General features: G+C 58.3%; 19 protein-coding genes. 10 read left to right on the top strand and 9 right to left on the bottom strand.

Going from position 1 to position 24,381, the window contains the following annotated elements; genetic code table 11:
- Nucleotides 1-37: 37 nt before the first annotated feature.
- Entirely contained in the window at nucleotides 38-2,482 is a 2,445-nt protein-coding gene (locus PSEBG33_RS13025; RefSeq protein ID WP_005788460.1) for a UvrD-helicase domain-containing protein, read from the bottom strand.
- A 218-nt stretch (nucleotides 2,483-2,700) separates the two neighbouring features.
- On the opposite strand from PSEBG33_RS13025, the gene PSEBG33_RS13020 reads away from it, so the two are divergent.
- Nucleotides 2,701-3,396, top strand: a complete 696-nt coding sequence (locus PSEBG33_RS13020) for a pirin family protein (protein WP_005788461.1) — start codon at nucleotides 2,701-2,703, stop codon at nucleotides 3,394-3,396.
- A gap of 115 nt (nucleotides 3,397-3,511) precedes the next feature.
- Here PSEBG33_RS13020 and pgm read toward each other — a convergent pair whose 3' ends face one another.
- The 4 genes from pgm to PSEBG33_RS13000 form a co-directional block, all read right to left on the bottom strand.
- Nucleotides 3,512-5,155 carry a phosphoglucomutase (alpha-D-glucose-1,6-bisphosphate-dependent) gene (gene pgm, locus PSEBG33_RS13015; protein WP_005788462.1) on the bottom strand — a complete coding sequence of 548 codons (1,644 nt, stop codon included), beginning with the start codon at nucleotides 5,153-5,155 and terminating at the stop codon, nucleotides 3,512-3,514.
- A 105-nt stretch (nucleotides 5,156-5,260) separates the two neighbouring features.
- Nucleotides 5,261-6,664, bottom strand: a complete 1,404-nt coding sequence (locus tag PSEBG33_RS13010) for a PLP-dependent aminotransferase family protein (protein ID WP_005788463.1) — start codon at nucleotides 6,662-6,664, stop codon at nucleotides 5,261-5,263.
- Nucleotides 6,665-6,700: 36 nt separating this feature from the next.
- Nucleotides 6,701-8,125, bottom strand: a complete 1,425-nt coding sequence (locus tag PSEBG33_RS13005; RefSeq protein ID WP_005788464.1) for a hypothetical protein — start codon at nucleotides 8,123-8,125, stop codon at nucleotides 6,701-6,703.
- 703 nt (nucleotides 8,126-8,828) lie between these two features.
- Nucleotides 8,829-9,851 (bottom strand): zinc-dependent alcohol dehydrogenase family protein, encoded by a 1,023-nt coding sequence (locus PSEBG33_RS13000; RefSeq protein ID WP_005788465.1) that lies wholly within the window; start codon nucleotides 9,849-9,851, stop codon nucleotides 8,829-8,831.
- 268 nt (nucleotides 9,852-10,119) lie between these two features.
- Between PSEBG33_RS13000 and PSEBG33_RS12995 the strand changes: the two genes are divergently transcribed.
- Nucleotides 10,120-11,034, top strand: a complete 915-nt coding sequence (locus PSEBG33_RS12995; RefSeq protein WP_005788466.1) for a LysR family transcriptional regulator — start codon at nucleotides 10,120-10,122, stop codon at nucleotides 11,032-11,034.
- 81 nt (nucleotides 11,035-11,115) lie between these two features.
- On the opposite strand, the gene PSEBG33_RS12990 is transcribed toward PSEBG33_RS12995, so the two are convergent.
- Nucleotides 11,116-12,051 carry a helix-turn-helix domain-containing protein gene (locus PSEBG33_RS12990; protein WP_005788467.1) on the bottom strand — a complete coding sequence of 312 codons (936 nt, stop codon included), beginning with the start codon at nucleotides 12,049-12,051 and terminating at the stop codon, nucleotides 11,116-11,118.
- Between the two features lie 943 nt (nucleotides 12,052-12,994).
- On the opposite strand from PSEBG33_RS12990, the gene PSEBG33_RS12985 reads away from it, so the two are divergent.
- The 8 genes from PSEBG33_RS12985 (at nucleotide 12,995) to PSEBG33_RS12950 (ending at nucleotide 21,594) form a co-directional block, all read left to right on the top strand.
- Entirely contained in the window at nucleotides 12,995-14,053 is a 1,059-nt protein-coding gene (locus tag PSEBG33_RS12985) for a phenylacetaldoxime dehydratase family protein (protein WP_005788468.1), read from the top strand.
- 82 nt (nucleotides 14,054-14,135) lie between these two features.
- Nucleotides 14,136-15,002, top strand: a complete 867-nt coding sequence (locus tag PSEBG33_RS12980) for a transporter (protein WP_005788469.1) — start codon at nucleotides 14,136-14,138, stop codon at nucleotides 15,000-15,002.
- A 170-nt stretch (nucleotides 15,003-15,172) separates the two neighbouring features.
- Nucleotides 15,173-16,687: an amidase gene (locus PSEBG33_RS12975; protein ID WP_005788470.1), complete on the top strand. Its 1,515-nt coding sequence runs from the start codon at nucleotides 15,173-15,175 to the stop codon at nucleotides 16,685-16,687.
- 76 nt (nucleotides 16,688-16,763) lie between these two features.
- Nucleotides 16,764-17,357 (top strand): nitrile hydratase subunit alpha, encoded by a 594-nt coding sequence (gene nthA / locus PSEBG33_RS12970; protein WP_005788471.1) that lies wholly within the window; start codon nucleotides 16,764-16,766, stop codon nucleotides 17,355-17,357.
- 41 nt (nucleotides 17,358-17,398) lie between these two features.
- The gene (gene nthB / locus PSEBG33_RS12965; protein ID WP_005788472.1) at nucleotides 17,399-18,055 is read left to right on the top strand and encodes a nitrile hydratase subunit beta; all 657 of its coding nucleotides are present in this window, start codon (nucleotides 17,399-17,401) and stop codon (nucleotides 18,053-18,055) included.
- Nucleotides 18,052-19,296 (top strand): GTP-binding protein, encoded by a 1,245-nt coding sequence (locus tag PSEBG33_RS12960; protein ID WP_005788473.1) that lies wholly within the window; start codon nucleotides 18,052-18,054, stop codon nucleotides 19,294-19,296. The genes nthB and PSEBG33_RS12960 overlap by 4 nt, the downstream gene beginning before the upstream one ends.
- Before the next feature lie 70 nt (nucleotides 19,297-19,366).
- Nucleotides 19,367-21,007 carry an AMP-binding protein gene (locus PSEBG33_RS12955; RefSeq protein ID WP_032803557.1) on the top strand — a complete coding sequence of 547 codons (1,641 nt, stop codon included), beginning with the start codon at nucleotides 19,367-19,369 and terminating at the stop codon, nucleotides 21,005-21,007.
- Nucleotides 21,008-21,018: 11 nt separating this feature from the next.
- Nucleotides 21,019-21,594, top strand: a complete 576-nt coding sequence (locus PSEBG33_RS12950; RefSeq protein ID WP_005788475.1) for a TetR/AcrR family transcriptional regulator — start codon at nucleotides 21,019-21,021, stop codon at nucleotides 21,592-21,594.
- A 131-nt stretch (nucleotides 21,595-21,725) separates the two neighbouring features.
- Here the strand turns inward: PSEBG33_RS12950 and PSEBG33_RS12945 are convergent, their stop codons facing one another.
- The 3 genes from PSEBG33_RS12945 to PSEBG33_RS28775 form a co-directional block, all read right to left on the bottom strand.
- Complete coding sequence (locus tag PSEBG33_RS12945) at nucleotides 21,726-22,679, bottom strand: hypothetical protein (RefSeq protein WP_005788476.1); 954 nt, start codon at nucleotides 22,677-22,679, stop codon at nucleotides 21,726-21,728.
- A 308-nt stretch (nucleotides 22,680-22,987) separates the two neighbouring features.
- On the bottom strand, nucleotides 22,988-23,980 hold the full coding sequence (locus PSEBG33_RS12940) for a DUF2971 domain-containing protein (RefSeq protein ID WP_232289383.1): 993 nt from the start codon (nucleotides 23,978-23,980) through the stop codon (nucleotides 22,988-22,990).
- A 212-nt stretch (nucleotides 23,981-24,192) separates the two neighbouring features.
- A complete protein-coding gene (locus PSEBG33_RS28775; RefSeq protein WP_005788478.1) occupies nucleotides 24,193-24,369 on the bottom strand; it encodes a DUF3606 domain-containing protein in 177 nt (58 codons plus the stop codon).
- Between the last annotated feature and the right edge of the window lie 12 nt (nucleotides 24,370-24,381).

Raw genomic sequence — 24,381 nt, forward strand, 5'->3', positions numbered from 1 at the left:
AGCCCCTCCCACATTTTGCTGTGTGTCAGCTGAAGGTTCAGCGCTGATCGTCGAAAAACGCTTTCTTGCCATCCACCCGCTCGGAAGCCCTGGGCACGTTTACACCCTGGCCCTCCGGCTTTTCCACATACCAGTAGCAGTGGCTGACCGCTCGGGTAATACCGACGTAGGCCAGTCGTAGTATTTCGTCCTTTTGCGCATTGTCGTACGGCTCGCTGTCACCTTCCTTGCCCAAGCCCGCCATGCGGTAGACCTGGTTTTTGTAGGGCGAGCTGGTGAGATGCTGGCAGTCCCCAAGCAGAAATACTGCATCGGCCTGCAGGCCCTTGGCGCTGTGGTAAGTGAGCTGTTTCAGACGGCGCTCGTGGACCGGCAAGCTAGAATCCACATTAACAACAGACTGAATATTCTCTTGAATCAGCAACTTATCGCTGCTTTTTCGATAAAGCATCAAGACCGTATCCCCGCGTTGGTAATGCTCCAGCAACCGCCGGCCGAGCGCCGCGTCGTCGCGCTCCAGCACGGTGACCGGCACCAATGCCTTGGGCTCGCCACTGGCCTTGGCCTTCTTGCCGGGGATAGCCGGTGCAGTGCGCACGATATGCTCGGCCGCGTCGATGATGTGTTGGTGGCTGCGGTAGTTCTCGCCCAGCATCACGCGAGTGGTGCTCGGTGCGACAAATTCCTGGTTGAATTCCATGAAGTACTTGGGCGAACTGCCGCGCCAGCCATAAATCGACTGCCAGTCATCGCCGACACACAGCAAGGATGAGCGTTGCGCCCCACGCCCGACGTGCATGGCCGGGCCGCGACTGCGGATTTCCCGCAGCGCGGCACGGATCCACGAGACAATCTGCGGCGATACATCCTGGAATTCGTCGATCATCAGGTGTGACATCGGCCGCAGCAAGGGATCACTGAGCAGCTTGAGGTTCTCCGGGGTATTTTCGCCAAACAGGGAAAACATTCGGTTGTAGGTCATGATCGGCGGTGATTGATCGAGCAGGTGGTCTTCCAGGGCCTTCCAGAAAATGCTCAAGGCCTCGAAGAACAACCGATCCGGGTCGTCCTTGGCGAAGCTCATCTGGCCCACAGCCGTCGGTACGTCCAGCCCGAGGTTCTCGATAAACCCGGCAGCCATGACAAAACTGTCCAGCAGCGGCGCCGAGGCGAGTTCACCCTTGACCTTGTAATCAAAGCCCGGCCCGGCCGTGGCCTCGCCGGCCAGACTGCTTAAAAGGCGCCTGGATGACTCGTAGTTATCAAGCCATATCAACGGCTTATGGCAGAAAGCTTGAAACAGGGTGCGCTTTACCGCCCACTCTGCGCGCACCGATAGTTTTGAGTTTGGGCGGCTGATCCCCGCGTTTTCCCGCGCATCGAAACCCAATACGACCCAGGCATCCAACTGCGGGATATAGCCGTGGCAATGAAACTTGGCACCGTTGATTTCAAAAGTCTGACGGCTGGGTTCGATGCCTTTGATCGGCCAGGCGCCCGCGCGGAACCACAGGTCCTCGATCACGTCGCAGAGTTCTTCATCACGTTTGGCCGCCAACTCGGTCACGGCCATGCGCTTTTGCACGTCCGGATGATCGCGCTCAAGCTCCTTGAGCTGCAGGCCCTGGCGAGCCAGCGGCGCAATCAACTCGCGAAAACGCGCATGATGCCCCTGCAAACGGTGATAACAGGCGTTCATATGCTGGCGCTGGGCATCACTGATACGTAGATCGAAGGCATTGCTATCGGCGTCTTCGAAGCCGCCACTGAGGTTTTCAAAGGCTTGCAGCCGTTCAAAACCCGGCAGGCTGCGCACCATCGGCAGGATACGCGAGTGAAACGTACGCACCACCGCCTGGGCTTGTTTCAGGTCAAGGGGTTGGCCCCACAGGCTCAGAATCTCCATGAGCTTGTTGATGAAGTCCTTGCGCGACTCGCGGGTGAACGTCACCACGGTCATCGAACTCAACTCAAAACCCAGGTAATGGGTGAGCAACAAGATACGCAACACCAGGGAGGTCGATTTACCTGCGCCGGCGCCCGCAATCACCGAGGTCGAGGGCGTGTCGCTGAAGATCATCTTCCACTGCGCTGTGCTCGGCTGCGCGTGGGCTGGCAGCAGGCGCGCCACATCCGCCTTCATGCGCTTCTTCACATCGGCGGTGAGCGGCAATCGCCAATCGTCGAACAGGCTGTCATCCACACCGGGCGCTCGGTGCTCATCAGGGCGAAAGTCGCGAATCAACAGGACCTGCCGGCCCTCTTCAAGACCATCGGCCTTGCCCTCGCGATACCCATATTCCACACCGGCTTCATGCCCATTGCGAAAACCGTCGGCCTGGCCATGCAGCCAGGAAAACCGATGCTGCGCGCGCAAACGGGTGAGACCATGGCCGAACAGGCGAGCGGCCAGCCGCTTCAATAACGGCATTTCAGCCAAGGGGCGCAGTTCAGGGGGCAGATCAGGCTTTTGTTGCGGCACGCGGACTCCTGCGATGAGCTTGGCTTTGACAAGACCGCCATGGTCGCCGGAATCGGCGCTCAGTTCCAGCCAATTGCTTTGCTGTCATGGAGTTAGGCGATGAAGTGAAAGTTGAAGCAGGTTTCAATGATCGAATTAATGGATAGGAATCAGGCATTTTTTACGCTTTTTATCGATCATGCGCTGCTGGATGATGGGCTCATTCACAGGAGACGATCATGCTTGAACTTCGACCTTTCAACACCCTCGGCGGTGCCCATCATGGCTGGCTCGACGCCCATCACCACTTTTCATTCGCCGAATACCACGACCCCGAGCGTATGCACTGGGGCAATTTGCGGGTTTGGAACGACGACATCATCGCGCCTGGCAGCGGTTTCCCCCAGCACCCGCACCGCGACATGGAAATCATCACCTACGTACGCGAAGGCGCAATCAGCCATGCCGATAACCTGGGCAACAAAGGCCGCACCGAGGCGGGCGATGTACAGGTGATGAGTGCTGGTACCGGGATCGCCCACAGCGAGTACAACCTGGAAGCCACCCCCACCAAGATCTTCCAGATCTGGATCATCCCCAATGAGGCCGGCTTACCACCGTCCTGGGGTGCCAAGCCGTTTCCGCAAGGTAATCGTGAAGGCTTTGTGACGCTGGCCAGCGGCAAGGCTGGCGACAGTGAAAGCCTGCGCATTCGTGCCGATGCACGCTTGGTGGCGGCGAACCTGAAAGTTGGGGAAAGCGCCGAATACAGGCTGGACAACGGACGCCGGGCGTACCTGGTGCCGGCAACCGGCGTAATTGAAGTCAATGGTTTGCGCGCACAGGCGCGAGACGGCGTGGCCGTTGAGGATGAGCAAGTATTGCGGGTGACGGCGATCGAGGACAGCGAGATCGTGCTGGTCGACCTGGCCTGATCTTGCATCATGCTGCTATCTAATGTGGGAGGGGGCTTGCTCCCGATGAGGTTATGCCAGTCAACACATGTGTGACTGACCCACCGCTATCGGGGGCAAGCCCCCTCCTACACAGTTACTGGGAAATTGCGCCGTCTACCAGCACCTGCGCCTCTTCCACCAGCTGCTTGAGGTGTTCTTCGCCGATAAAGCTCTCGGCGTAGATCTTGTAGATGTCCTCGGTACCCGATGGCCGTGCGGCAAACCAGCCGTTTTCAGTCATGACTTTCAAGCCGCCAATCGCCTGGTTGTTGCCCGGGGCATGGCTGAGGATCTGCTGAATGCTCTCGCCGGCCAATTGGGTGGACGTCACCTGCTCCGGCGCCAGCTTGCCCAGCAGGGCTTTCTGCGCCGGGGTCGCCTTGGCATCCACGCGAATGGCAAACGGCTCGCCGAGTGCATCGGTCAGGCCACGATAGATCTGGCTGGGATCCTGGCCCTTGCGCGAGGTCATTTCCGCTGCGAGCAAGGCCGGGATCAGGCCGTCCTTGTCAGTGCTCCAGACCGTGCCGTCCTTACGCAGGAACGAAGCACCGGCGCTTTCTTCGCCGCCAAAACCCAACGAGCCTTCGAACAAGCCATCGGCAAACCATTTGAAGCCCACCGGCACTTCATACAGACGCCGGCCAATACGTGCAGCCACGCGATCGATCAGGCCACTGCTGACCACGGTTTTGCCCACCGCCGCATCGGCTCGCCAGTCCGGACGGTTCTGGAACAGGTAATCGATGGACACCGCCAGGTAGTTGTTCGGCGCCAACAGACCGCCGGAGGGCGTGACGATACCGTGACGGTCGTGGTCCGGATCGCACGCAAACGCCACGTCGAAGCGTTCCTTGAGACCAATTAGGCTCTGCATGGCGTAGCTGGAGGATGGGTCCATGCGGATCTGTCCATCCCAGTCCACGCTCATGAAGCGGAAGGTGGAATCCACTTCGGTGTTCACCACCTCCAGGTTCAGGCGGTAGTGCTCGGCAATCGCCGACCAGTAGCGCACCCCCGCCCCGCCCAATGGATCAACGCCCAGGCGCAGATCAGCGCTACGGATTGCATCCATATCGATCACATTGATCAGGTCGGCCACATAGCTGTTGAGGTAGTCATGGCGATGAGTGGTGTCCGCCTTGAGCGCCTGGGCATGGGTGATGCGCTTGACCCCAGCGAGCTTGTTGGCCAGCAGTTCGTTGGCTTTGGCTTCGATCCACTTGGTGACGTGGGTATCGGCCGGGCCACCATTGGGCGGGTTGTACTTGTAGCCACCACTTTGCGGCGGGTTGTGCGACGGAGTGATCACAATGCCGTCCGCCAGGCCGCTGGTACGACCACGGTTGTAGCAAATGATGGCGTGTGAGATCGCCGGAGTCGGCGTGTACTCATCGCCTTCAGCCAGCATGACGTGCACGCCATTGGCAGCCAGCACCTCCAGGGCACTGGCACCGGCCGGCGTGGACAATGCATGAGTATCCAGGCCAACAAATAAAGGCCCTGTGATGCCTTGGGCTTCACGGTACAGGCAGATCGCCTGGCTGATCGCAAGCACATGCCATTCGTTGAAGCTCAGCTCGAACGAGCTGCCACGGTGCCCGGAGGTGCCAAAGGCTACACGCTGGGTAGAGATTGCTGCATCAGGCTGGCCGGTGTAATAGGCCGTGACCAGTCGCGGGATATCCACCAGCAACTGAGCCGGCGCCGGTTTGCCCGCAAAAGGACTGATAGTCATGCATAAACCTCGGAAAATAAGGATTCGGAAAAAATGACAGTTTACTCAGAGTTAGACTACTGAGCGATGTTATCGATCCCACAACTCGGAGAGAAGTTTCACACATTAATCGGTCTGTGCCTGGAGCAGCGCCTGAGCCAGCGCATTCAGGACAATATCCAGATTGGGGTGGCCGCTGAACGTATGACTCAAGCGCATATGCTGGTGATGCAAGCCTAAGAGGCTGAACAACTCCCCTGGCGCAATAACGACCTGCTGGGCGAGCATGCGCTGGAACACCAGGCGCATATCCACCGGCGCCACCGACTGCAACCAGAAACTTGCCCCGGCGATAGGCATTCGATAACTCACACGCCCTTGCATATGCACATCCAACCGATGGCTCATGGCTTGCGCCTGTTCCTGAAGGCGCTGGCATAACGTCTGCAAGTGCTGATCCAACCGCCCGCTCTCATAAAGCCGAGCAATGGCGCGTTGCCGAATGGATGAAAGTCGAAATGAGCGCAGCAAAAACTGGCGCTGCAACTCACTGCCCATTTGCTGCGTCAGTAGGTACCCAAACGGCGCTTCTGGCCCTAACACCTTTTCGAACGAAGAAAACACAATCAGCCGCTGTGGGTTGACCAGGTTGCGCAAAGCCGTCTGCGACGACGCGAAGCTCAGCTCGCCAAACGTGTCGTTTTCCAGCAACCAACAGGCATGCCGCTCCAGCAAATGCGCTACTTGCAGCCGTTCGGGTAGCGTCAGCGCATTACCCGAGGGCATGCTGACCACGGAGGACAGCAGCACAAGGTGCACCGGTTCGTGCTTGAGCAGGTGCTCGAACGTGGCCAAGTCGAAGCTGCCATCGGCGTGCCAGGGCAGTTCGATAACCCGCACGCCAGCGCTCTGTAACAGGCGCAAGACCAGGTAATCGCAGGGCGATTCAGCCAGCACCACCGTGCCCTCGAGGCCAAGCGTGTCGATCAGGATTTGCAGTACGCCCTGAAGATCGGCGCCGATATACACCTCGTCGGCCTGCCAGCAATGGCTAGGCGACGAGGTATAACGGGCCGCCAATGCCGCCCGTAATTCCCATACACCACTAGGTTGCGACGGTTGCAGGTGGTGTGGATACCTGCGCACCAGCTGGCGCTCCAGCGCAAGCAAAGCGCCATCCAGTGAACCCAACAACGCCGGCTCATCACCACTGAGCACAACCATGGTTGGTCGTCGCGCCGCCGCATACAGCCGCTCAAGCAAGTCGGCGCCCGCCATGACCGGCGGGTTTGCCGCCACCGGCCAGGCGAAATAGCCAGACTTGGCCACCGAGTAGACCCGCCCTTCCTTTTCCAGCAAAGAGTAAGCGTACTGAATCGTCGAGATCGACACGTTCATCCGTGTCGACAACTGACGCAACGACGGCAACTTGACCGGCGTTTCCAGGCTGACTTCGTTGATCAGGTTGATCATGTAGCGGTACACCGCCTGATACGCGAAGTCAGACTGCCGCTCTCCCCTCAGGTTCATCGCCGCTCACCGGCATCTATGCACCAATGCACGGTGCTAGCGCCCCGCCACTTGGGCGATCCGGGCCTCGGGCCGGCTAAACAGTTGTTTGTGGATACGAGAGCCGTGCGCAGCCTGCAATGTTCGCTTGCGATACAAATGCTGCAATAAGGCCAGCGGCAAACCACTGGTGTCTACCAGCCACTGATGCAACATGTCCGCAGCAGGCTTGCCCTGTAGTGCCTTGTGCAGTTCGGGCAGTGCAACCAACATGCCGGGATGGCATTGACGCAAGAAGCCCTCCAGCCGTTCGCCATGCTGAACGAAAGGCGCGAACAGCAGGCAAGTCAACTGACTTTCGTCCAGACCAAAAAACGCCTGGGCGTAGGTGGTCGACAATACCCGCCCATCCGGGCTGGACGCCTCGGTGATCAACTCAATGGGGACGCGTCTGCGCAGCATGTAGTCTGCCGCGTGGCGAACAAAACCTTCGACACCGTGCTCGTAGGACAGCTCACGCAGGCATTGGGCCTGCAAGCCATACAAATGTGCCATGAGCAATGGGTTTGGATAGGCTGGATGGCTGAACTGGAACTCGAACGGGTCCCGCTTGTGAGCCAGAAACTCCGTAAGCAGCGGCGCGCGGGCGACGTCGACATCGTCGAGCAGGTCGGCAATACCGATGTAGGCCAAATGCCGGTGCCCGCCCCGGCCTGGGCTCTCGGTGCCCGCGTAGTGCTCGCCATAGAGGTCGTGGTAGCAGCCGACGCTCCATTCTTCCATGCGGGCAAACAACCCGTTGAGCGATGTCGGCTTGCCGGGCGCGAACGCGAGACCGGTTGCCAGGGCATTTTTCTTCAGCCACGCGATGTATTGGCTTTGCTTGCGCACCGAATCGCCGCTGACCACCGCGTGCACACCGCCGTTCCAGGTGGCGACCCGCTGATAGAAATCGCCAAGGGCCAGATACGTGTCGTTGCACAGGATGGCGCGGATGTCCCCGGACGTCAGATGCCCTATCATCAGCATATTGCGCTGGCTGACTTCACGCCCGGCACTGGACGCCGGGCGCTGATGATTAAAGGGCAGTACTTCATGGTTTTCGACCATCAGCAGTTCCACCCGAGAATCATCATGGAAGAACAACGCGCCATAGCCCTGATGCAGTGAATCAAGCGTTGCCTGAGTCATTCCCGGATGCCGCAACGTTGCCACGCGCAGATGAAAAGTCTTGGGTGCACGCCCGGCGATGCTCAGTTGCGCCGCGCGCAACAGCGCCAGGGTGTAGCTGCTGACCTCACCCCCGCCGTGGGCAATCAGCACTTTGTAGTTGCCTACTTGTTCCATGCCACCGGCCGCTACCACAATTCGCTGGATCAACAGTTGCAGTGCAGTACGTTCGTCACGGGTAAAGTGCCCGACCAACCGTTGCAGAACTTGCTGGTAAACATAGTTCATGGCTTGCTCATGAATAGCGCTCATCGTTCTACTACCTGAATTGAAATATTAGCTTCAAGCAATTATCAACTGTCATTGCTCGACCCATTACATCTATAAGTTTGTCGTCAGTTGCATCGTGCGAGGTTGATTCAACATTAGCACCCTGCAACAAAATCGCAGGACCGCTCACCGGAGCTGTCAATGGCGCTATCGATGCCGAGCCGTGGGCGTGCGAGGCCTCCAGCGCGACCGGCCGCATGTCTTAGGAATATTCCGACAACGCCCTACACCACTTTAACTAAGCAACTAAAGAAACGTCCGACGCAGATTAGTTATCCGCTCATTGTTGGCTCAGGCAAAGCGGCTGCGTATTTGTTTTGCACTTTCGAAAAGGCGACCCGTGCATCGTTAGTTTCAGAGGTACGAGACGTTAATGTCAGGTATTCAATCATTGCTCAATCCTTGAGATGACAGCGAAGACACAATTATCGGCACTCAAATAATGATTAACAGATACAGAACAACGCCTGAAAGCAGTTCAGATGGGCAGGCGACCGAACTTTTTTGGCGCGCACACAACAGCGCCGCGCTGGAATTCAGGGCGGCGTAAGGAAAAAAGGTATTGTTTGCGGGGCGCAACACCCTCGCGGCGGCTCAACCCCGATGCGGGTTAAGCCCTGTCAAATGGCGCATTTGCCTCATAGGCTCAGACGCCAAAGTATTCTTTTACGAATACTCCTACAGCTCAAACAGCTTCAACCTGCAACGCCACACGCTCGCGACACGGGCATTCGTCCATGTATCGATGCGCTTCGACGAACTTACCGAACGGAAACACCGTGGTTTTCAGTGGGACCAGCACCCGATCGGCCGTCAGTTGGTTGATCTCACGCAAGGCGCGCTGCACTGCCACCTGATCCTGGATGATGCCCAGTTCCGGCTTGCCGGTGAAGTTGCCGATACAGTGCACGAAGAACTGAATGTTCTTCTGGAACGCCGCACAGGCCGGGAACGGCGTCTGGTTGCCGCCTTGCAGGCCATACAGCACCAGGCTGCCACGCGGTGCCAGCACATCACCGAGCAGCGACATCTGCGGGCCACCCAGGCCATCGAATACCACGTCCACGCCACGATTATCGGTGAACTTGTTGATCTGCATGAGCAGGTCTTGTTCTTCGGTGACGATGACTTTTTCCGCTCCAAGGGACAGCAGGTATTCGCGCTCGGCACTGTCTTTGGTAGCGGCAATCACCCGCACACCCAAGGCCTTGCCCAGCTGTACAAACGATGGGCCGGAACAATGGCTGGCATCGGTCACCAAGGCAAACTGCCCCGGTTTGACCCGCGCCAGATCCATGTAGGCAAAGTAGGCAATCAGCAACGGCGTGTAGTGCACGCTGGCTTCAATCGGGCTCAACACATCCGGGTACCGGGTCAGCGCCGAACGGGGCAGGACGATCTGCTCGCCGTACACCGGGTAATCATTGGGGCTCTCGGCCGGAAAACTGGCCACCTTGTCGCCCACTGCCAAGTCATCCACGCCGTCACCGAGGGCGACAACAACGCCGGCCATTTCATGACCAAGGCCCGAAGGCAGGCGTGCATGGGAAGACGCCAGGTTCTGGCGCCACAGAATGTCGTACCAGCTGATGCCAATTGCCTCGACACGCACCTGCACTTCGCCCGGTGCGGGCTGCGCGGCTGCATGCTCTTCGCATTTGAGCACCTCGGCCGGACCAAACTTGTGAAAACGGATCGTGCGGGACATCGCAAACCTCGTCAAAGTAACCTCTAATGCCATGAACTTTATCTGGGCTTTCCAGGTAAGACCACCGGTCGCCATTAATAGTCGACATGTCTGTCATTGATTCCGCGAAGGAGGAGCAAACCTCAACTATCGTAGGAAAAATCAATTAGCCGGTGCAGAGTACCAGCCTTTCCCCGTAAGATTCATGCCGGTCATGCTTCTGAATAGGACCTTATGGGTTCCTGTGTGACCGCTCACATCAAGTTTGCAGACTCTTCCAGGACACAAGATGAACCGTAACGACCTGCGTCGTGTCGACCTTAACCTCTTGATCGTATTCGAAACCTTGATGCATGAGCGCAGTGTGACCCGCGCCGCCGAGAAATTGTTCCTCGGCCAGCCGGCCATCAGCGCGGCCTTGTCGCGCTTACGCGGGTTGTTCGATGACCCGCTGTTTGTACGCACCGGGCGCAGCATGGAGCCCACGGCCCGTGCCGTGGAAATCTTCGCGCTGCTCTCCCCGGCCCTGGACTCGATTTCCACCGCCGTCAGCCGCGCCGCCGAATTCGACCCGGCCACCAGCACCGCCGTGTTCCGCATAGGCCTGTCCGATGACGTGGAATTTGCCCTGCTTCCGCAATTGCTCAAACGCCTGCGTTCCGAAGCCCCCGGCATTGTGCTGGTGGTACGCCGCGTCAATTACATCCTGATGCCCAGTCTGCTCGCCTCTGGTGAAATCTCCATCGGCGTCAGCTACACAGCCGACCTGCCGGCCAATGCCAAACGCAAGGTACTGCGGCGCAGCCTGCCAAAACTGCTGCGCGCCGACAGCGTGCCCGGCTCGCTGAGCCTGGACGACTTCTGCTCACGCCCCCATGCATTGGTGTCATTCGCCGGCGACCTGAGCGGGTTTATTGATGAAGAGCTGGAGAAACTCGACCGCAAACGCCACGTAGTACTGGCCGTGCCGCAGTTCAACGGGCTCGGCACCTTGCTGGCGGGCACCGACATTCTGGCCACCGTGCCGGATTATGCGGCTGAAGCGTTGACCGCGGCGGGAGGGTTGCGCGCCGAAGACCCGCCGCTGCCCGTGCGCTCGTTTGAGCTGCATATGGCATGGCGAGGGTCGCAGGATAATGATCCGGGGGAGCGGTGGTTGCGGTCGCGGATTCAGATGTTTTTCGGGGATCCGGATAGCCTCTAGGCGTCGCCGGGAAGGCTGATCAAGAGGCTCGCTACCCGGCACAAGCGCCCCTCCGCTCAACGATTTAATACCCCGCCAATTTCAATCGCGGCGCAAAAGCGTATTCGGCGCCACACCAAACGCCTTGCGAAACGCATGGCTGAAATGCGAGAAATCAGAAAACCCAAAGTCCAGCGCCGCCTCGGACACACTGCGTACCTGGCCACGCTCGATCGCTTCTCGACTGGCATTCAGGCGCTCTTTCCAGATCTCTGCAACGGGGGTTTTCTGGTAGCGTGCGAAGGCCCGTGTAACGGTGCGGGTGGACACATTGTGTGCTTTGGCGATGGCTTCGATCGACAGGTCCGGCTCGGTCAAGTGGCGTTGGATGTACTGCATGATACGGCCGTAGAGGTCCATTTCCTGATGGCTTGTTTTCAGGTCCTGCAGTTCCAGGCTGATCACAAGCAGATCAAGCACAGCACTTGAGTAACGATTCGAGATGCGCTCATCCTGCAGCGACGCGGGCGTGCTTGCGGCCTGGTGCAGCATTTCGCGCAAGGGCACTACACCAGGACGCCGGTCGTCGAGGACCATCGCGGTGTATTCGGCAATACGTGGCAGGCGCTCGGTGAGCAACGCTCTCGGAATACGGATCAAGTGGTTTTCGGTACCACCCAGGCTGAAGCGAAACGCCTGGGTTGCGTCATAAAGAAACAAATTGCCCGTTGCCAGGTTGGCTTTTCTTGAGCCTTGTTCGATTTGCCCATGACCCTTTCGAGCGAAACCCAACCATAGATCTTCGGCCGGATCGCTGCGCAGGTGCTGCTCGGAACGCTCCCAGTAATGCAACGGTGAAGACAGCGTACAGATGTCCAGCGCGCCGACTGTGTTAAGGGAGAGCGAGCCATCAAAGCGGCTCTGGGACAAGGGTTTGCTGTCGGCCGCCAGGCAATGGCGACAGACCACTTCTTTCCAATAATCAAACCGACGTGTTGCAGGGACGGCAAGGGTCGAATACTGAGTGTTCGGGTTCATGACGCTGACCTCGACAACGATGCAATAGGCGCTCGAGAAGTTGTAACGTGCGGCCGATTGTCAGCCATCGAAGCAATTAACACGCCAAATGCAGTGGCAGGCCGGCTCAAGTGCTTCACCCTGTGATGACTCTCGTGGCTTCGGCCAGCCTTGGCACGCGGCCATCCTAAGCATAAGTATCTACTCAACTTTGTAGGTTGTAGCAGCCAACGGTAACCACGATGCGAAGCGAGCGGCTGTAGATCTTGATCTGCTTGTGATCTTGACCTTAGGCACCCCGTTAAACCACGCGGGCCGAACGCAGGCTTGAATTCGTGGGTAACCCGGCAGCACGCCGGGTTAGCCGCCGTCAGGGCGCAACCCTAGGTGGCCGTTACCGCAGGAACGGATATATTCGGTCTTATCCAACCCCCTCGCCGCCTGTCAGGCCGCCATCGCAGGCAAGCCAGCTTCCACATTTGCACCGAGGGATGTCAGGTAGATAGGGGGCAGCTGTCAGGTCGTCACGGGAGCAATTTCTCTGGCCACAGGTTTCGCGTCGCACCGGAGTTGTGGCCCGTTTAAGGGCACAGCACATCACATCATCAGCCCGTGTGCACCAGCGCAGACCACAGGTGAACCTCCGTAGCAGGACTGTCTTTGCCAACCAAGCGGTTGTCTCACCGAACAAAGCGCTCCCTCCTCTGCCGGCCTAATTTCCACCTCACAGCAGCTCATACCCCGCTGATGAGGCACGCCATGCATCGACACTCTGCACCACGATTGGCTGATTCCTCCTGGCTTCTGCAACGGCGCGACCTCGCGCCTGAGGAGTCGGCTTATTGGTTGATTGAATGGGGAACCATGCAGCTGCTGCACCGACGGCAGGTCGCCAAGCGCACCCTGCCGCCGACGCGCTGACGCCCCCCCCGTAGGCCTGAACCAAAATAACGAGGAGCTCAAGATGGAATCTGCAATCGACACACATCTCAAATGCCCACGCACCCTGTCCCGCCGCGTGCCCGAAGAGTATCAACCGCCGTTCCCGATGTGGGTGGCGCGCGCTGACGAGCAACTGCACCAAGTGGTGATGGCTTATCTGGGCGTGCAATATCAAGGCGATGCCCTGCGCGAGGTGGCCTTGCAGGCTATGCGCTACATCGTCGGCAGTTTCAACCAGGTCGACGGCCCGCAGAACTACGATTTGACTCAGCACACCGACAGCAGCGGCTTTGAGAATCTGATTGTGGTCGGGTACTGGAAAGACCCTGCCGCCCATTGCCGCTGGCTGCGTTCCCGCCAGGTGAATGACTGGTGGAGTTCGCCGGAGCGCCTGAGTGAAGGCCTGGGTTACTTCCGCGAAATCACCGCGCCGCGCGCCGAGCAGTTCGAGACGCTGTACGCCTTCCAGGAGAACCTGCCCGGTGTCGGCGCAGTCATGGAGGCCACCAGTGGCGAGATCGAAGAGCACGGCTACTGGGGCTCGATGCGCGACCGTTTCCCGATCTCCCAGACCGACTGGATGAAGCCCACGAGCGAGCTGCAAGTGGTCGCGGGCGACCCGGCCAAGGGCGGACGCGTCGTGGTGCTGGGGCACGACAACCTCACACTGATTCGTTCAGGCCAGGACTGGGCGGATGCCGAGGCAGAGGAGCGCTCGCTCTACCTCGACGAAATTTTACCGACGTTGCAGGACGGCATGGACTTCCTGCGTGACAACGGCCAACCGTTGGGCTGCTACAGCAACAGGTTCGTGCGCAATATCGACCTGGACGGCAACGTACTCGACCTGAGCTACAACATCGGTCACTGGCGCTCAGTGGAGAAACTCGAACGCTGGGCTGAATCCCACCCTACCCACTTGCGTATTTTCGTGACGTTCTTTCGCGTGGCCGCGGGCTTGAAGAAGTTGAGGCTGTACCACGAGGTGTCCGTGTCCGACGCCAAGAGCCAGGTCTTCGAGTACATCAACTGTCACGCGCAAACCGGCATGTTGCGCGACGCCCTGCCGCCCACCGCCTGAGCGCCCTCGGCGTTTAACACCCCAGCTTCTACCGCTTGCCACCCTTCACGGGTGGCCCGGCCCCCTGTGCGAGGAATAAACGATGAACAAGATCCGCCTGCTGACTCTCTCCACCCTGTTGCCCGCCCTCCACGCGAACGCGGGTGAAGTCGCGCCTGGCGATTACGAGCAATATCCGGTCGGCGCTACTATCGGGGCGATTTATTACCAGCACGCCACTACGGACTCGGCTTACGCCAACGGACACAAGGTCAGCTCTGACTTCAGGGTGACCTCCGACGTTGGCATCCTGCGTCTGCTCCATGTGTATGCACTCAGCGACACAGTCACCATCGACCCGCAATTCCTCTTGCCTTTCGGGCACGTCTCCGGCGCAGGTGACGCCTCAGCACTGGGCAGTACTCGCGGCGTGGGCGACTTGATCCTCACCGCGCCGGTGAAATGGCGGTTCAACGAAGCCCGCGACACCCTCAGTATCGCCCCCTATGTGTATGTGCCTTCGGGGACGTATGACAAGGACGACGCACTCAACCTCGGGGAGAACCGCTGGAAATTCGAACTGCAGAGTGCCTACGTCAAGCACTTCACAGAAAAATGGGCGATGGACCTGGTCGGCGGCGCGACCTGGTATGGCGACAATTCGGATTACGGTGCAAATGCCGACCGCATGAAGCAGGACGTGTCCTACGCAGCGCAAATCATGGGGCGCTACATGTCGGACGCCACCACCACCTTTGGTATTGGCTTGGGGCGTACCTGGGGTGGCGAGACAAACGTCGAGCATGTCAATCAGGACAACGAACTAGGCACCACCAACTTGCGTCTCACTGCCACCAAGTTCGTCACCCCCACGGACCAGGTGCAACTGCAATTGGGCAAAGACCTCTCGGTGGACAACGGCACCCGCGAAGACTTCCGTATGAACCTGCGTTACGCGCACATTTTTTAAAACCAGAAACTGCGACCGCGCACCCTTGGCGCCTGGGTGTCCGGCTCAGCCAAGTCGATGTCTTTCTCAACCAAGCCGCCGGCTGGTTGCGCGGACTATCTTGAGCCCCAGGCCCGCTGATATTGAGCACGCAGTGCTCTTCGGCCACTTACGATAAGGACAGCCCAACCATGGCAATCGCTCGCCCCACCCTTGAACAGCTATTGGATATTTCGAGCAGCCTGCACATGCAACTCAGTGCAAAGCAAGCCGATGAATACCTGGCGCTTATGCAGGCAAGCTTCGACGCTTATGACCTGGTTGACGAGCTGCCGGACTTCATCCCGCCGGTCCGTTATGAACGCAGCTCGGGCTATCGTCCCTCAGCCGCACACAACCCGCTCAACGCCTGGTACTTCCGCACCGAAGTCAACGGTGCGCGCGAAGGCAAGCTGGCGGGTAAAACGGTCGCCCTCAAGGACAATATTTCACTGGCTGGCGTGCCCATGATGAATGGTGCCAAGCCGCTTGAAGGCTTCGTACCCGCCTTTGATGCCACGGTTGTCACGCGCCTGCTGGATGCCGGCGCGACCATCCTCGGCAAGGCAACGTGCGAACACTACTGCCTGTCCGGCGGCAGCCACACCTCCGATCCTGCACCGGTGCACAACCCCTATCGCCAGGGGTTTGCCTCCGGAGGCTCGTCTTCCGGCAGCGCAGCACTGGTTGCCGCCGGCGAGGTCGACCTGGCCGTCGGCGGTGACCAGGGCGGGTCAATCCGCATCCCTTCTGCCTTCTGCGGCACTTACGGCATGAAGCCGACCCACGGACTGGTGCCCTACACCGGCATCATGGCCATCGAAGCGACTATCGATCACGCCGGTCCCATTACCGCAAACGTGCGCGACAACGCCTTGATGCTGGAAGTCATGGCCGGCGCCGATGGGCTTGATCCGCGACAAGCCGCGCCGCAGGTCGACGCTTACAGCGATTATCTGGAGCGCGGTGTCAGCGGGCTGAGGATCGGCATCCTGCGCGAAGGTTTTGAACTGGCCAACCAGGACCCGCGTGTGGCCTCGTGCGTACGCCAAGCCATTGCAGCGTTTTCGCGGCTGGGCGCGCAGGTCGAGGAGGTGTCGGTGCCTGAACACAACATTGCCGGTTCGCTGTGGCACCCCATCGGCTGTGAAGGTTTGATGATGCAGATGATGCACGGCAATGGGGCCGGTTTTAACTGGCAAGGGCTGTATGACCTTGGGTTGCTGGACCAGCAAGCCGGATGGCGCGATCAGGCCAATGACCTGTCCGCCTCTCTCAAGCTGTGCATGTTCGTCGGGCAATACGGTCTGGAGCGCTACAACGGGCGTTTCTACGCCAAGGCACAAAACCTCAGGCGCGTGGCACGCGCCGGGTATGACGCCGCGTTGGCGCGCTATGACCTGCTGGTGATGCCCACCGTGCCGATCATCGCCCAGCCCCACCCGCAGCCGGGTTGCTCGATTACCGAGTACGTGGCCCGTGCACTGGAAATGATCGGCAATGCCTCCGCCCAGGACATCACCGGCCATCCGGCCATGTCGATTCCCTGCGGCCTGGTAGACGGTTTACCTGTCGGGCTGATGCTGGTCGGCAAGCACTATGCCGAAGGCACGATTTACCAGGCTGGCGCAGCGTTCGAGGCGTCGGTTGACTGGAAAAACTGTTAGCTGGCAGTCCCGCGCAGCGCAAAAAGAACAAGCCGCCAGGCGCTGCCCAGAAGCTTAACGATGAGGAGTCAACTTAATGAGCGCACATGAAGCAAGCACATCAACACCGGGCGAACGCGCGCAAGCACTACTGCAAGTGCTCAAACAGAAGGATCTGATCCCCGACGGTTACATCGAACACATGACACAGCTGATGGCGCACCAATGGAGCCCGGAGAATGGGGCTCGGGTGGTGGCCAAGGCGTGGGTAGACCCACAGTTTCGCGAACTGCTGCTCAAAGACAGCACCGCGGCGTGCGCCCAATTTGGCTATACCGGCCCGCAGGGTGAATACATTGTTGCGCTGCCAGACACACCCAGCGTGAAAAACGTGATTGTGTGCAGCCTGTGTTCCTGCACCAATTGGCCTGTCCTGGGCTTGCCGCCGGAGTGGTACAAGGGCTTCGAGTTCCGCGCCCGACTGGTGCGCGAAGGGCGCACCGTGCTGCGGGAACTGGGCACCGAGCTGCCGGCCGACGTCATCGTCAAGGTATGGGACACCAGCGCCGAAACCCGCTATCTGGTGCTGCCTGTACGGCCCGAGGGCAGCGAATCTATGGATGAAGAGGCACTGCGAAAACTGATCACCAAGGATGTCCTTATCGGCGTGGCGCTGCCTTACGTAGCGTAACCGGTGCCCTTTGTTTCTTGCACATTTCGGAGGTATTCACAATGGATGGCTTTCACGATCTCGGTGGGTTTCAAGGCTTTGGCAAAGTCCCTCACACCATCAACAGCCTGAGCTACCAACCCGTGTTCAAGCAGGACTGGGAGCACTTGGCTTACAGCCTGATGTTTGTCGGCGCCGATCACTTGAAAAAGTTCAGCGTGGACGAAGTGCGCCACGCCGTGGAGCGCCTGGATGTACGCCAACATGTCGGCACCCAATACTACGAACGCTATGTCATCGCGACCGCCACCCTGCTGGTCGAAACCGGTGTGATTACACAGGCGGAACTCGATCAGGCCCTGGGTTCGCACTTCAAGTTGGCGAACCCCGCGCATGCCAGCGGGCGCCCAGCGATCACCGGCCGCGCGCCCTTTGAGGTGGGCGACCGAGTTGTGGTGCGCAATGAGTATGTGGCCGGGCATACTCGCATGCCGGCCTACGTGCGCGGTAGAGAAGGCGTGGTTGTGCACCGCACCGCGCAAAAGTGGCCCTTCCCTGACGCGATCGGCCACGGTGATCTGAGCGCGGCGCATCAGCCCACCTATCACGTCGAGTTTCGCGTGACAGATCTCTGGGGCGATGCAGCAGATGATGGCTTCGTGGTGGTCGACCTGTTCGAAAGCTACCTGGACCACGCCGATGGCACGGTGAGCGCATGATGGACGGCGCCTTGACAGGCCGACTGCCGGTGACGGTGCTTTCCGGCTTCCTCGGCGCCGGCAAAACCACCCTGCTCAACCATATCCTGCGCAATCGCGACGGCCTGCGCGTAGCGGTCATCGTCAATGATATGAGCGAGGTCAACATCGATGCCGAGCAGGTGCAGCGCGACGTGGCGCTGCACCGGGGCCGCGATGAGTTGATCGAGATGAGCAATGGCTGCATCTGCTGCACGCTGCGCGCCGACTTGCTCGAGCAGATCAGCGCCCTGGCGCGCCAGCAACGTTTCGACTACTTGCTGATTGAGTCCACGGGGATTTCCGAACCGATGCCGGTTGCCGAGACGTTCGCCTTCCTCGACGCGCAGGGCTTCAGCCTCAGCGAACTGGCGCGGCTCGATACTTTGGTGACGGTGGTCGATGGCAGTCGCTTTGAGGCATTGCTCGAATCGCCGGATATTGTGGTCCGCGACGACGCACCCACGCGCCACCTGACCGACCTGCTGATCGAGCAAGTGGAATACGCCAACGTCATTCTCGTCAACAAACTGGACCTGATCGACGAGCCCGGCTACCAGGCCGTGCACGCGATTCTCGCCGGCCTTAACCCGAGCGCGCGGATCATGCCGATGGCTCAGGGTAACGTGGAGTTATCCGCCATCCTCGGTACCCACCTGTTTGATTTGCCTAGCCTCACGGCCTCGCCCGGCTGGATGAAAAAAATGCAGGCCGACGACACGCCGGCCTCTGAGTCGGACACCTATGGCGTGACCTCCTGGGTGTACCGCGAGCGTGCCCCGTTTCACCCGCAGCGATTGCTCGATTTTCTCCAGCAGCCCTGGCGCAACGGGCGCCTGTTGCGCAGCAAAGGTTACTTCTGGCTCGCCAGCAGGCACTTGGAAACCGGCCTGCTGGTGCAAAGCGGCAGGCAGTTCCAGTGGGGCTACGTCGGGCACTGGTGGAACTTCATCGAGCAGTCACAATGGCCGCAGGATGAATATCGGTTGCAGAGCATCATGACCAAGTGGGACAGCATTGTCGGCGATTGCCGGCAGGAGCTGGTCTTTATCGGCCAGGGCCTGGACACCCAAGCGCTGCAGCACGCACTCGACAACTGCCTGCTGAGCGCTCAGGAAATCGCCGCCGGCCCCTCGGCCTGGCCAGCCCTGCCGGGTGCGACAACTTTTGACTCCCAGGCCTTATCGGCGCCGACGCCGTCCTTGCAGGCTGACCCCATTTGACCGAGGTAGAGGTGCCCGCGCGGACTGCGTGGGTACAGACCCCATTCCAACAATAATAATCAGGTACGTTATGCGCGATTACGACTCAGCAGTGTCAACCTTCGACTATCTACAACTGGCTGCTCACGACTTGCACGGCGAGCCTGGAGCCTTGAACGCCTGCATAGAGTGCTGCGACCGGCACGCCGATGGCAATGCCGTGGCGTTGTATTGTGAAACGCGCGATGGCCGCGCCACGCAGCACACTTTCAGCGAACTGCAGGCGCACGCGGCGCGCTTCGGCAACTTTCTGCGAGCCCACGGCGTGCAGCCCGGAGATCGGGTCGCCGGCCTGATGCCACGTACGGTTGAACTGGTGATCGCCATCCTGGGAACCTGGCGCATCGGTGCGGTCTACCAACCGCTCTTTACCGCGTTCGGCCCCAAGGCCATCGAACAGCGACTGGACTGTTCCAAGGCACGCTGGATCGTGACCGACGCCCACAACCGCCCCAAGCTGGACGAGCTCCTCGACTGCCCCCACGTCATCGTGACCGACGCCACCTCACAGCACCCCAGCGACTACGCGTTTTGGGATGTGCTGGAGCATCAACAACCCGACTGCACACCTGAGCTGCTGGACGCCCGTGCGCCGTTCCTGCTGATGTGCACCTCGGGCACCACAGGGCCGGCCAAGCCGCTGGAGGTGCCTTTGAGCGCCATCCTGGCCTTCAAACGTTATATGCGCGATTCAATCGACCTGCGCGAAGACGACCGTTTCTGGAACCTCGCCGACCCCGGCTGGGCCTATGGCTTGTATTACGCAGTGACCGGGCCACTGGCGTGCGGCCAGGCCACGCTGTTCCATGACGGCCCTTTCACCGTGCAAAGCACCAGCCGTATTATCGCCAAGTACCGGATCAGCAACCTCGCCGGCTCGCCCACGGCCTTTCGCCTGCTGATTGATGCCGGGGCCGAGTTCGCCGACGCCGTGCGTGGCCAACTGCGTATCGTCAGCAGCGCCGGCGAACCGCTCAACCCGCAAGTCATCCGTTGGTTCGCCGAACAGCTCGGCGTGGTCATTCACGACCATTACGGCCAAACCGAAATCGGCATGGTGCTGTGCAATCACCATGGGTTACGCCATCGGGTCCACGAGGGTTCTGCCGGTTATGCGGTGCCGGGGTACCGGATTGTCGTGCTGGATGATGCGCACCGGGAGTTGCCGACAGGCCAACCGGGCGTACTGGCGGTGGATCGCGAGCGCTCGCCCTTGTGCTGGTTCAATGGCTACCTTCACATGCCCACCAAGGCGTTTGTGGGCCGTTACTACTTGAGCGGCGATATCGTGGAGCTCAATGAGGACGGCAGTATCAGCTTTGTCGGCCGTAACGACGATGTGATCACCACGTCCGGCTACCGCGTGGGGCCTTTCGATGTGGAGAGCGCGCTCATCGAACATCCGGCAGTCGTCGAAACCGCGGTGATCGGCAAGCCCGACCCACAACGCACTGAGCTGATCAAGGCGTTTGTCGTGCTCAACCGTGAGTACCTGCCCAGTGTCGAGTTGGCGGAAGTCTTGCGCCTGCATGTCCGACAGCGCCTGGCTGCGCATGCGTACCCACGGGAAATCGAGTTCGTGGAGCAACTGCCCAAGACCCCCAGTGGCAAGTTGCAGCGCTTCATTCTGCGCAACCAGGAAATTTCCAGGCAGCAGGCACTCGACACATGACTCACGGGCGTATGGCTCCCCCGCTCAGCCGCTCGGAGTTCCAGCGCAGAGCCCTGGAGCTGTTCAAGGAGCGTAGTTTCAGCCAGGTCAGCATGCGCGAATTGGCAGCGCATGTTGGCATCAGCCCGGGTGCGATTTATCACCATGTAGAGAGCAAGGAAGCCATGTTGTATGAGTGGCTGATAGAGCTGTATCAGGCCCTGTTGTCGCATGTCGACCGGATAAACACCCGAAGATTGACGCCCGCGCAACGCCTGGCAAAGCTGATCGAAGGCCATCTTAAACTGCATGAACAGATGACCGGGCACTTCAAATTAGCGGTCATGGATGCCAATTGCCTCGGCGCCCCGATGCAAGCGAGCGTTGAGCGATTGAGGCTAGCCTATGAGTCGCGACTCATGAAGGTGGTAGGCCAGCAGGGCCATCAGCCCGGCGGGCCGTTGCGTGAGGGGGCGCTCACTGCGATTTTGCCCGTACTGAACAGCCTGCCCACATGGCTGAGCCCGACGATTGATAACTGTCAGCGTCGGTTTATTACAAAGACCATCGCCGATGCAGTCATAAAGGCCATTAATTCCCTACCTTGAGTACCCCTGCCCAGCTTTGAATTTCAAAACTGACTCAAGGCCTTTTGTTCGCCTCCACTTCCAACCTGATACCCCTGTAGAGAAGATGAGTGAGAATACCCTTGCTCCGAAATGGCAATGTCGTCTAACGGTCAGCCGGGCCATCCGGGCCTGGGGGGCGTGGTTAAATAGTCATTCATGCGGTGGATTAGAGGATCGGTCAGCTGTTTCATCGAAGGGATGGAAATGATGACAGGGTGACTTCGCGGATCCTCGAAGTCTTCAATCTGTTTTTTCACTTCGTTTTCAATACTCTTATCAGCCAATTCCTTGGCTATGGCAATGAAACCGTTATCTAACGGATGGGCACGTTCCCCCGCTCGTATGCCGGGATAGTTGACGGCAGGCTGAAAGTCACTAAGAAACGCTATCAGTCTGACCGAGGAGTAAATCCACGGGCGGGCATCAGAAACGAGCGTTCCATATAGATTCATCAGAATGATACCGCTCAACAGTGCGCCCACCGAATGCCCCTGTACATCGATAAAGCTGAGCCTGGCTGGCGCTACTTTGCTCCATGCATTGCGCAGATACGGCTGCAGATTAAAAATATTCAACAGATTTGCAATAATAGACAGAGGAAATAAAAGCAATGCGCTTAGCCCGACGCTGATTAAAAGTAGGCCGCCAAGCAGCGCAAATATAAAGGCCCCCAAGAGCATCCATGCAGGTATATAAAAGACAAGCACTAGAAAGCCAACCGTAATATCAAATGATTGCGGTGGCACGCCCAAGGCTTCAGCCACAATCAATCTTGAAATGACTGTTGACATTAGCAATACCAACAGGTGCAGCAGGATAATAGGGGTTTTACCAAACGGCTTATCCCACACAGAGATAAACCAGCGATAGATGCGCAAACATACGAACATAAAACCAACAAAAAACCCTAGAGAAGCAATCAAAATGGCATTATTTAATATCGCAACACCCACTACCGCTGACAAAAGTATTCCAAGCACTGCAACCACGAAAGAAATACTATAGAAACGCCCTGACCAGCTCATGGCTTTAAATTTAGCTTTCAGCATACCAAGCTCTAACATCGTGCTTCTCCTCCCTTTAATATTAGTCCATTGGGGCTTCGCATATGGTCAATCGCTTTAAGCGCTATTATCCATCCTGAGGCGACCTGTAGCCCCTTGCCAAGCGTGTTAGAACAGTATTTTAGATTGCTCGCACACCTCGTTAATCTGCGGAAAAATTGCGAGTCTAGACAGATTTTCTTAGTATTCCTTGGCCTCTGGCTACAGCAGCTCGGAGCAGTCCCATCCGCGCATGCTCGCCCTACTCCGACTCACCGCCCCCCAGTAAATGAGCAACCTTGAGGCGCGGCTTCCGTGCTCATATCCAACTAGGGCAGTCGATTCATATCAGCATCAAACCAGTGGCTGGCAGAGACATCATGCCCGCCTCTTAAGCGATATATTCCGGTTACGCAGACGATGGTTTTTCCATCGGTCACACGAATTTCATCTATTTGTTCTAGGTTTGGATGTTCGCTGAGTTCCCGACACTTTTTCTCAAGAACATCGAATTTATGACCAAGAACAGCACGCAACTCATCCTCGCATGAACGGATTAATTGGGGGTCGAATTTACCGGCTCCGGTTCTTTCGCACTCACTCCACGGCGCACTTTCCTGGATGCACTTAAACTCAACCTCGAGGCCCTGCACAGAGCCTTGGTAAATTTCCACTGGGCGATTCTTCATCTTATGAAGAATCCGAGCCTTCGTTTTTTGTGTAATGCGTGGCCCTAGGTAAATTCGTTTCAGTGCAGGATCGGTATAAAGCTTTCGCCCCTCTTTTCCAGCAAGGTACCGCCACTCTTTTTCATGCTGCCACTCCTGTCTCTTTTGCATTAATCGTTTGGTGATCAAATCCATTGTTTCAGAAATGGCAATAAGTTCAAATGTCAGCTGAGGAGGAGCGATTGAGTCATATACGACAGGCAGCAGTGGGGTTTCTTGCAGGTCTCCGAGGGCTAATTCCTGTGTGTCAAACTCCAGACAAAGGCCCGAAAAGTTGCTTGCATAGTACGCCCACAGGGGGTAATCCAAATGGGTGCTTGACATGGATATTAAGCTTGATTTTTTTGCGGTCGCAGCCGTGCCGCTGAGCGTTTTCTTTGAAAACTCTAAAAAATCTTTTGGCATCAAGAAAGCGAATCGATCTTCGGCAGGGTACTCGATCATCGCCTCCATTGGATCATTCATTTGATCAAAGCGGGGAGCATACAAATAGCTGCTGAAGATAGCGTCCAGCTCTCTTTTGACTAGGTCTGAACCCAGTGGGCGATATCGATAGAGTGTTGTTGGGCGGGTTGATTTATTTACTGAAACCACGGAGGGGCACCCTCTATAGAACATTCTGAATTTACACTACGGTAACGTTTCAACGACCTAATCGGAACTTCAAGCGCATAGGCGTTGATGCAGTGATGTCCATGCAAAGTGAAAGCGAGGAAAAGGTTTGCGCTGTGAGGCAACCGTTGGCTTGATATGCACTCACTGTGCAACGAAAAGATGGCGGGCCTTGCTCGGGCTCGCCCGTTCTTTTACTTGTTCAAATAGTCTCGTACGTGGTGCGACCACGTGCCGACCGCCGCAACCGCGTTCTTGAGCTGCGTTTCTGTGCATTTGAACGAAGCACACCAGTTTCTGATCTCGTCAGGATCATTGACGTCGATCCGCTTGGCGTCCGCAGGGTGGGTGATGTGTTTGTTATCCGACATGATGACTATCCT

The sequence above is a fragment of the Pseudomonas synxantha BG33R genome (assembly GCF_000263715.2).
GTDB classification, from domain to species: Bacteria; Pseudomonadota; Gammaproteobacteria; order Pseudomonadales; family Pseudomonadaceae; genus Aquipseudomonas; species Aquipseudomonas synxantha_A.

Bases quoted from the DNA above. Each gene is read 5' to 3' on its own strand.
- PSEBG33_RS13020 (WP_005788461.1), top strand. From the start codon at position 2,701: ATGCTTGAACTTCGACCTTTCAACACCCTCGGCGGTGCCCATCATGGC.
- nthB (WP_005788472.1), top strand. From the start codon at position 17,399: ATGGATGGCTTTCACGATCTCGGTGGGTTTCAAGGCTTTGGCAAAGTC.
- PSEBG33_RS12960 (WP_005788473.1), top strand. From the start codon at position 18,052: ATGATGGACGGCGCCTTGACAGGCCGACTGCCGGTGACGGTGCTTTCC.
- PSEBG33_RS12985 (WP_005788468.1), top strand. From the start codon at position 12,995: ATGGAATCTGCAATCGACACACATCTCAAATGCCCACGCACCCTGTCC.
- PSEBG33_RS13005 (WP_005788464.1), bottom strand. From the start codon at position 8,125: ATGAGCGCTATTCATGAGCAAGCCATGAACTATGTTTACCAGCAAGTT.
- PSEBG33_RS12955 (WP_032803557.1), top strand. From the start codon at position 19,367: ATGCGCGATTACGACTCAGCAGTGTCAACCTTCGACTATCTACAACTG.
- PSEBG33_RS12975 (WP_005788470.1), top strand. From the start codon at position 15,173: ATGGCAATCGCTCGCCCCACCCTTGAACAGCTATTGGATATTTCGAGC.
- PSEBG33_RS13010 (WP_005788463.1), bottom strand. From the start codon at position 6,664: ATGAACCTGAGGGGAGAGCGGCAGTCTGACTTCGCGTATCAGGCGGTG.
- PSEBG33_RS12990 (WP_005788467.1), bottom strand. From the start codon at position 12,051: ATGAACCCGAACACTCAGTATTCGACCCTTGCCGTCCCTGCAACACGT.
- PSEBG33_RS28775 (WP_005788478.1), bottom strand. From the start codon at position 24,369: ATGTCGGATAACAAACACATCACCCACCCTGCGGACGCCAAGCGGATC.
- PSEBG33_RS12950 (WP_005788475.1), top strand. From the start codon at position 21,019: ATGGCTCCCCCGCTCAGCCGCTCGGAGTTCCAGCGCAGAGCCCTGGAG.
- pgm (WP_005788462.1), bottom strand. From the start codon at position 5,155: ATGACTATCAGTCCTTTTGCGGGCAAACCGGCGCCGGCTCAGTTGCTG.
- PSEBG33_RS12945 (WP_005788476.1), bottom strand. From the start codon at position 22,679: ATGTTAGAGCTTGGTATGCTGAAAGCTAAATTTAAAGCCATGAGCTGG.
- PSEBG33_RS12995 (WP_005788466.1), top strand. From the start codon at position 10,120: ATGAACCGTAACGACCTGCGTCGTGTCGACCTTAACCTCTTGATCGTA.
- PSEBG33_RS12980 (WP_005788469.1), top strand. From the start codon at position 14,136: ATGAACAAGATCCGCCTGCTGACTCTCTCCACCCTGTTGCCCGCCCTC.
- PSEBG33_RS13000 (WP_005788465.1), bottom strand. From the start codon at position 9,851: ATGTCCCGCACGATCCGTTTTCACAAGTTTGGTCCGGCCGAGGTGCTC.
- nthA (WP_005788471.1), top strand. From the start codon at position 16,764: ATGAGCGCACATGAAGCAAGCACATCAACACCGGGCGAACGCGCGCAA.